The sequence below is a fragment of the Empedobacter brevis NBRC 14943 = ATCC 43319 genome (genome assembly GCF_000382425.1).
Taxonomy (GTDB): Bacteria; Bacteroidota; Bacteroidia; order Flavobacteriales; family Weeksellaceae; genus Empedobacter; species Empedobacter brevis.
In genome coordinates this window covers 19,713-28,689 of sequence record NZ_KB908309.1, presented here as the reverse complement: position 1 = coordinate 28,689, position 8,977 = coordinate 19,713, and the positions used below count along the sequence as shown (strand labels likewise).

The following is an 8,977-nucleotide window of genomic DNA, read 5'->3' as shown; positions in this document are numbered from 1 at the left end:
TTAATCGAAAATAAATCCATCATTGTAGGTGTTCGATAAATCCCATTTTCATAGTATAAATTGCTGTCGAACACTATGTTTACAAATTCTCTTTTCTGTAATGTATTAGCTTTTGAATAAACAAACTTCATATCTGTTAATTGATTCAGATTCTTTTCTAAGATTTTAAAAGCAACTTGTTGATCAGTACTATATCGCTCTATTGACCCTTTAAGAGTTATAATTTCATCATTGTAACTAGAAAACCAACGTTGATACGTATCCTTGCTTACTTCGTTTTTAATCCATTTTTCTTCTACCGAAAATAATTTCTCTTGAACTGCTAGTAATTGATTTTGTTTTTCAACAACCTTTTTTCTATTGTTTGACAACTCGATTTCAAGTGTTTTACTTGTTTCAGATTTAATTTTATTGAGTTGAACAGATGATAAACTCATTAATTCACAAATTTGAAGAAGTTGATTATGAGCTTTTATTGCACTAATGTTGTTGTGTCGTGAATGTCTGCATTTATAATAGTAAAAATAGTTTCCTGATTTCCCTCTCGACGGTGCTCCTGATAATGGTGTTCCACAATGACATTTTAATATACTGCGTAATGGAAGTTCATCATCTATGACTACACGCTGTTTACTTGGATTTTTAAATTTTTCTTGAACCATCATCCATGAAGTTTTATCGATGATTGGTTCATGTATCGCATCAAATAATCCCCCGGGATAATTTTTATAAGCTTCCACTTTTAATAATCCTGCATAAACAGGATTTTTAAGAACACGTTCAATTGCCATATTTCCTTTGGTGGTGAAACCAAGATTTCTAGCTTCTTCTTTTATCAAATAAAGTGGCGTGTTTTTAAGAAATGCATCATAAATATGGCGGACAATTTTAGCTTCTGTTTCTTCTACAATTAGTTTTCGTTCTTTTCGTTCTCCAATTTTTCTGTAGCCAAATGGAGCATTTTTAAATACAAATCGTCCTTCTTTTGCTTTAGCAGTATATATACCGCCTTTTACTTTTATACTTCTATTAATATTGTCTTCTTCAGCTAGAAGTAATTGTAATCCTGCTCTAAAAAAACTACCAGGCGTGTCGTAATCGAAGATTATTCCCTCTGTAACGCTTACAACTTGAATGTTGTATTTTTTCTGAAGTAATTTCACCATACTCATCGCTTCACCTGCATCGCGACTAAAACGATCCAATTGGTCGACAAGAAGATAATCAACAGTTTTGTAATGTTTCTTAATAAAGTCTTTGAGTTTAATAAAATCTGGACGATCAAATGTTCGAGCACTTTTACCACGATCAATAAAAGTGTCTATTAATTTAACTTCATTAAATTCTAACCATTGATCAGTATAAAGTTCTTGTCGTTCTATTGAACCATTACTCTGTCCGAGCTGACTAAACCTAAGGTATCTTATTGCTCTTTTCATAGTATTCCTTTAAAGTGGTAGATAAAATGATCTCTATAATCAAATTTACAACTTTTTCTTCCTTCTTAGCTTGTCTTTTTTGATTTACATCGATATTATCTTTTTGATTATCAGATATTTTTAAATATTCATCACCTTTCTTCATCATCTTACTCTTTAATATTCATAAAGTTTTAAACATTTGAATCGTTTAATAAAAAGTAGTTCTAAATGGTGAAGTAGCTATAAATAGGCATTTATTGGAGCTATATGTCAGGTATTGGTTTTGATTAATTAAGGAATTAATCAAGAGGTTAGTTTTGTAATCTGGAGAGGTCTTACAAAAAAATAGTAGACTAGCTAAAATGTATTTTTTGATGTATCTTGTTCGACAAAACATACTTTTTTTTCGAACCATTGTCGAAGGAAACTCGAACAAACCCCAAAGAAATAGATGATAAAATAAGAAGTATACCTTGTTGTGTAAAACAAAAAAACTCGCTTATAACAATTAGCTAGATCATATATTTTAATCCGAATTATTGAGTTGCACATTAGTATCCTTTCTTCATTTTTCTAATAATTATTTTTTAAATAACTACATACTAAATTGATTCGTATATTTACTCTTATATATTATTACAAATGTTTTCAAAGGAATCAATTATTAAATACTGTAATGCTATCATTAATTACATTGAAAAAATTAAATCTCATTTTGAAAAAAAAGAAGAAGAGAAAGAAATGCATTTTTCTCATCTTAACGCTGTTCACTTAGAAAATGAAGAGATACAAAACTATACAGATAAACTAAGTTGGGGTATTAATAATAATGAAGTTAAAAATATTGCTATAACTGGTTCTTATGGTACTGGAAAAAGTAGTATTATTAAATCCTTTGTGAAAAATAAAAATTTAATGGATATTTCACTTACTATATCCTTCGCAAATTTTGAAAACAATGAAGAATTAATCAAAAAAGAAGAGATTGAATTTAATATCGTAAATCAAATTATATACTCTGAAAAACATGGAAAATTAAATAATTCAAGGTTCAAAAGAATAGCAAATAAATCATGGAATCATAAATTTTGGTCTATTTTTTTTATAGTAGTTTACTTATATACGATTATCAATATATTTTTTCCTTCAATAAATGGAAAACTTTCAATTTTTCCGTATTGGGAGTATCAAAAAAATATTTATGTAATTATATTCATTATTCAAACTTTTATAGTTTTATATAGGTTGTATGATGATGTAATAAATTTTAGAATTACTAAAATATCTCCTACAGACATTGAAATTACAAATGATAATAAAGAATCAAATGAATCTATTTTAAGCAAATATTATGACGAAATCTTAAACTTTTTTTTAAATTCTAAAGTAGAAATAGTTTTTATTGAAGATTTAGATCGTTTTAATGGATCACTATCAATATTTACTCATCTTCGACAAATTAATGAGCAGCTAAATAATTCAAAAGATCTTAAGCATAAAAAAATAACTTTTGTATACGCTGTAAAAGATGATCTGCTAGACGATGAACATAAAAAAACAAAATTCTTTGATTTAATAATACCAATACTTCCATTTATTAATTCTAATACATCTCGTGAGTTTATTACAAAAAAAATATCCGAATTAGAAGGTGATTTGTTAAATAATAATAAACTTAAAAACATAATAAAAGAAGTTTCACCATATATAAATGATACACGTACAGCCATAAATCTTATTAATGAATTTATAGTTTTCAAACAACAATATATAAGTAACTGGGAGAAGAATAACCAGAACATTACTCCAATTGCAACTAAATTACCTTTGGATAAAATTTTTGGGATTATTGTTTACAAAAACTTATATACATATGATTATGTAAATCTATTGTACAATAATTTTGAAAGCATTGTATACTCTATTTTTTATAATAAGGATGAATTTATTAAAAATAGTATATCAAATAAGACTAAAAGAATAGAAGAGATTGAAAAAGAAATATCCGAATTAGAAGCTATTTATATACCTGATATTGAAAGTCTAAATAAGATTATGATAAACTCATTTATTTTATTATTAAATGCTAATTATAATGACTTAATAAATATTAAAATAAACCGTGATAATATTAATTTAGAAAATCTTCATAAAAATGAAAATTTTCAAACATTAAAAGATGATATTAAAATAAAACAAAATGGATATAATAATTTTGAAAGAACTACTATAACATTTGAAAGCATAAAAAAGAAATCAGGATTAAATTATCAAAAAGAATATGAAAATATAAAGAAAAAAAGCGAAAATGAAATAGAAAAACTTCAAAAAGAAAAAAATGAGTTAAATAAATCAATTGGAATTGTTAAGTCTAAATCAGTTAGCGAACTTATTAATAGATATTCAAATGAGAATTTATCAAAATATACTAAAGTTAATGAAATTACTGAAAATGATGAAGATGCTAATAACAAAATAATATTACATAAGAATCAACTACTTTTTTTCTTAATTAAATATGGTTATATCAATGAACAATATCTAAATTATATCTCTCATAAACATGAGGGATTATTAGATTTTAATGATTTAAAATTCAGAAATAAAATCTTAGATAATGTTAATCCAGAGTTCAACTATGAAATTAAAAATATAAATGATTTTATGGAAGATTTATCTCCTAGTCATTTTAATTCTAGAGCAATATTTAATTATTTAATCCTTGATTTCTTAATAAAAAACTCAAATAAATTTGAGTATGAGTATAGTTTATTTTATTCTAATTTATTATCTGACGAAGAATTTCAAAAAGATTTTATTGCTGGCGCATTTAGTTCTTTAAGTCAAGAAAATAGATTTAAATTTTATTATAAATTAATTGAGAGTGAGTCATTTTGGAAAAATTTGGAAAATCAAAATGAAATCATCAATGCTATAATTATCAGTATAATTAAAGAAAAAGAAAATCAACGGAATAAACTCTTAATTAAATTAAATATTGAAAAAAAATTGATAGAATATTTAAAATATAATGAAGAAATTCTAAAAGAGGCTACTAAAGAAGATATCAATTCTTTAAATATGAATGTTTCATATAAAATAACAGATTTAAATCATTTTATTGATGATGATACTCAAAGATATATTTATGAAAATAATATGTATTATATTAATGAATCTAATTTGGAAGTAATTAATTCAAAAATCACACAAAAAAATATAAAAGATTGGAAATTATCTAATTTATGGAATTTTAGTGTTGAACCTTTAGATGATTATATATATGAAAATATTAAAGAGTTTTTAGAAAATATATACTTTTCTAATGTGACAGAAGAAGATGGTAATGGAATATCAATATTAAACAGGATTCTTACAAATGAAAACATTGATTCAGATTACACTAAAAGATATATTAAGGATATTAAGTTTCAAATAGATTTATATGATATTGATTTCTCAGTCATTGATTTTGATGATAATTTATTTAAACCACTTTTAGAATTTAATAGAGTTAAACCAAGTTGGAATAATGTTAAGATCATATATTCACGCACTCAATTAACAGATGAGTTATTGTCATTTATCAATTTGAATAAAAATGAAATAGAGAATGATCAAGATTTATCAATTGAAAATGATGAAGAATTAATAGCTTCATTAATAAAATCTGATAAAATAGAAGATTTTAGAATTTTTGATGCTACCGATATTAAATTTGATGAAATCGAAGATTATATTGATTATATAAAGTTCATTGAATATATTATTACTACAAATAGAATTGATTTAAACACAGAAGTTTTTAATATAATAAATGAAGAAAATAAACTTCACTTTATCAATAATTACATCAGACAAGATTTAGATTTAAATGAATTAGAAATCGATAAATATACTTATTCAAGATTAATAAAGGAAAGTGAACAGGAAATAGCAACTTTTCTAGTAAAATTGATTTTAAATGATTTTGATAAAATTGATTTTGAAGAAGAAAGAATTGTTTCAATGTTAATAGAATATATAAACGAGAATAATATAAATGTTGACTTCAATATTTTAGATTATCTTTTATCACATATTGATGAAGAAAATATAAAAATAGATTTAATTTCAATAAAATTTAGATTATGTCCACATTTAGCAGAAGATGATGTAATTACTTTATTAAAGCATACTGATACTTTTAGAAATATAGAAGAAAAACAAAATTATAAAATTGAATTAAACGAAGTTAATAATGAAATTCTTAACTATTTAAAATCTAAAAAAATTATTAAGCATCACTTTGTAAATCATACAGAAAATAAATATACAATTACATTTTAGTTAATTATTGACCAATTTTTAATCTTATGTTAAAAAAGTGTGTTAATTACCGATGATATTATTTCACGAAACTAATATAGTTAAGTTTCGTGAAATAACTCTATATATCTGCATTTCATATAAATAAGAAATATATAAATAGAAAAGAGATTTTTACCTTTTCTATTACTTTTTTATGAAATACTAATCTATTAATTCTTTTAGACTAATATCTAAAGCGTTACAAATTTTTAATAGAGTAGAAAATAAAAAATCTTCCTTACCATTTTCTATATCACTGATTTTTGATCTATCAAATTTTGGAATTTTTTCAGCCACTTGCTTTTGAGTAAGTCCCTTCTCTTTTCTCTTTTTCTTTATTTTTTCGCCGATTATCTTATAATAAGTTGTATAATTTTCTTTCATTGTAAAAAAAATAATTGTGGTTTTATTGCCACATTAAATATTATTACTATATTTGTATAAGCGAATTGATAATTAGACTTTAATAGTCATAATTAAACGATGAATCTCGAATCGAAACGACCAATTTTACCTCGAGAGTATCGTGGAATCGCTCCATGTCTCAAAAGTTTTGTACTTTCGCATACGGCATGGGCGGTTTTCACATATGCTTTAGGGGTAACTTTTAAACTTTCGAGTTTTTAAGATGGGTTTGGTCGCCCACGATACTAAAGTGTGAAGCCGCCTTGCTTTTTTGCAAGTAATTCTTCATACCTGAGAAGCATCGTTCCATAAAACCCAATACAAAATGAGAACGAAACAATTTCCATTCATCCGTAAAAAACCACCAGACAAAGTCTGTTGGCTTACTACTTCTTTTTAAAGAAAAATACTCCGTATTTATAACATTTTAAAACACGGATCGTAAAGCAAAGGGCTATCCTTTCTTTACACGCCCTCTATCAGAGCCTCAGTATTGAGACTTTGACAGTATTTGTTTTACCTTTTTTATTCGCACATTAAAAGTAAAGCGTTTCATGTCATTTTCCAAATTTATTGGGCTCTGCTACCTATTTTAAGTTGTAAGCAATGAGTATAGTTGAAAATGACTATGATTCATTTAGAATGATAAAAACTTAAAATAAATCAAAACTATTATAGTAAAACCCTTTATTATGCTAGAAAAAGAATTTGAATTATTAAAAAAAGGTAATTCTACTGCTTTGGAACGTATTTATATCAGATATCATAAACGAATATTTTGGTTTGGTAAACAATTAATTAAGGATGAATTTGTAGTGGAGTCTTTGTTACAAGATGTGTTTCTGAAACTTTGGGAATATCGAGAGAAGATGGAATCCCCTGATCATATCTTTTTCTTTTTGAGATTTGTAATGAAATACAGTTGCTATTCGCATTATGCTAAACCGAAGAATAAGTTTTTTAGAACTGTGAATTCGTTAGAGGATTATGAGAATTATCAAAGTTATTTGGCTGGTTATGATTCCACTGATGTTATAGAAAATCTGAACGAACAAGAAATACAACAGCACTATTTTGATGAAATTATAAAAGTATTACCCTTATTAAGTACTGAAAGAAAACATTTGATAGAACTCTGTTTAAAACATGGATTTCAGTACAAAGTGATTGCTCATTCAATGGGAAGAGGAATCACTGAAACAAGTAATGAAATTAAACGTGCTATTGATGACCTTAAGAATATTTTAAGTCATCAAGATAAGTTAATTATTAAAACCAAAACAGTCTCTACTGCAGAGAAACAAGATCAAATAAGCGAAACACAATCGCTGATTTTACAACTTCGATGCGAGCATAAACAATCTTTTGCAAACATCGCAGAAGAATTACAATTGTCACAGAAAGAAGTACACAATGAGTTTATAGTCGCCTATAAATTTACCCAACAAAATAAAGTTCAATCCCTAAACTATTGATGATGGAGAAATCTACTTTAATACTCACTCGAAAAATACAGTTAATTGTTGATTTACCTACCCAAGAAGAACGTCAAGAGGTTTTGGAAACACTTTACAAATGGAGAAACAGGTGTTATAGAGCCGCCAATTTGATCGTTTCTCATTTGTATATACAAGCGATGGTGAAAGAGTTTTTGTATCTCTCAGAAGGGATTGTACACAAGTTGGTTGATGAAAAGAAAGATGAAGCAGGAATCTTACAACGTTCACGAATAAATACCACTTATCGTGTGATATCAGATCGTTTTAAGGGTGAAATTCCGATGAACATTTTATCGTGTTTAAATAGTAGACTACAGAGTACGTTTAACAAAGATTACCAAGAATATTGGAGAGGAGAAGCTTCTTTAAAAAACTTCAAACGAGATATGGCATTTCCTTTTGGATTGGAAGGTATTAGTAAACTATCTTATCATCCCGAGAAAAAAAGTTTTTGTTTTCGGTTGTTTCAACTTCCATTCAAAACCTATTTAGGAAAAGATTTTACAGGTAACAAAAAACTATTGGAACAAGTAGTAAGTGGTGAAGTTAAACTTTGTACGTCCCAAATAAAAATAGAAAAAGGTAAAATATTTTGGTTAGCTGTTGTTGAAATTGAAAAAGAAAACCATCAATTACAACCCGAAACGATAGCAGAAGCTTCCTTATCATTAGAATATCCATTGGTTGTAAAAGTAGGTAAATCTAGACTTTCCATCGGAACCAAAGAAGAGTTTTTGTATAGAAGATTAGCGATACAAGCGTCCCGTAAACGAATGCAAGCAGGAGTAACCTATGCTAAATCAGGCAAAGGAAGAACGAGAAAACTAAAAGCTCTAGAAAAAATGAGTCAATTAGAACGTAATTATGTGCATAATCGATTACATGTTTACAGTCGAAAGCTAATCGATTTTTGTATCAATAATAAAGCTGGAACACTTATTTTATTGGATCAAGAAGAAAAGATGGAGCTAGCCAAAGAAGAAGAATTTGTATTGAGGAATTGGAGTTATTACGAACTGATGACTAAAATAAAATACAAAGCTGACAAAGCAGGAATTGAGCTTATTATAGCATAAATTATAATTTTTGAGGGCGATTGTACACCCGTAAGGTGAGGTTGATTACGAACACTCACTAAATGTAAACAACATATACAACGGCTTACTTATCGTTCTTTCCCCAATAGATAATAGCAGGATACTCCCAACATGAAGGCAGGATAAAGGCAACATAGTGATAGTAGAATGTATGTTAAATATTTTGTAGTCGTGTGATCTAGAATTTTTTTATTTAAAAAGACAA

The 8,977-nt window shown here is 26.5% G+C and carries 7 protein-coding genes; 4 read left to right on the top strand and 3 right to left on the bottom strand.

Annotated features, from left to right (window positions below; all coding sequences use genetic code 11):
* On the bottom strand, window positions 1-1,439 hold a 1,439-nt coding region (locus tag H277_RS0118175; protein ID WP_019977058.1), incomplete at its 3' end, for a recombinase family protein.
* Window positions 1,414-1,584 (bottom strand): hypothetical protein, encoded by a 171-nt coding sequence (locus tag H277_RS20255; RefSeq protein WP_154652454.1) that lies wholly within the window; start codon window positions 1,582-1,584, stop codon window positions 1,414-1,416. The genes H277_RS0118175 and H277_RS20255, both read right to left, overlap by 26 nt.
* A 479-nt stretch (window positions 1,585-2,063) precedes the next feature.
* Here H277_RS20255 and H277_RS0118165 point away from each other — a divergent pair, with 479 nt between their 5' ends.
* Window positions 2,064-5,750 carry a YobI family P-loop NTPase gene (locus H277_RS0118165; protein WP_019977056.1) on the top strand — a complete coding sequence of 1,229 codons (3,687 nt, stop codon included), beginning with the start codon at window positions 2,064-2,066 and terminating at the stop codon, window positions 5,748-5,750.
* A 183-nt stretch (window positions 5,751-5,933) separates the two neighbouring features.
* Here the strand turns inward: H277_RS0118165 and H277_RS0118160 are convergent, their stop codons facing one another.
* Window positions 5,934-6,155, bottom strand: coding sequence for a helix-turn-helix domain-containing protein (locus H277_RS0118160; protein ID WP_019977055.1), 222 nt, complete (start codon window positions 6,153-6,155; stop codon window positions 5,934-5,936).
* 99 nt (window positions 6,156-6,254) lie between these two features.
* On the opposite strand from H277_RS0118160, the gene H277_RS20250 reads away from it, so the two are divergent.
* The 3 genes from H277_RS20250 (at window position 6,255) to H277_RS0118150 (ending at window position 8,751) form a co-directional block, all read left to right on the top strand.
* Window positions 6,255-6,398, top strand: a complete 144-nt coding sequence (locus H277_RS20250) for a hypothetical protein (protein WP_154652453.1) — start codon at window positions 6,255-6,257, stop codon at window positions 6,396-6,398.
* A 470-nt stretch (window positions 6,399-6,868) separates the two neighbouring features.
* Window positions 6,869-7,651, top strand: coding sequence for an RNA polymerase sigma factor (locus H277_RS0118155; protein WP_019977054.1), 783 nt, complete (start codon window positions 6,869-6,871; stop codon window positions 7,649-7,651).
* Between the two features lie 2 nt (window positions 7,652-7,653).
* Window positions 7,654-8,751: a hypothetical protein gene (locus H277_RS0118150; RefSeq protein WP_026357726.1), complete on the top strand. Its 1,098-nt coding sequence runs from the start codon at window positions 7,654-7,656 to the stop codon at window positions 8,749-8,751.
* Window positions 8,752-8,977 lie beyond the last annotated feature (226 nt).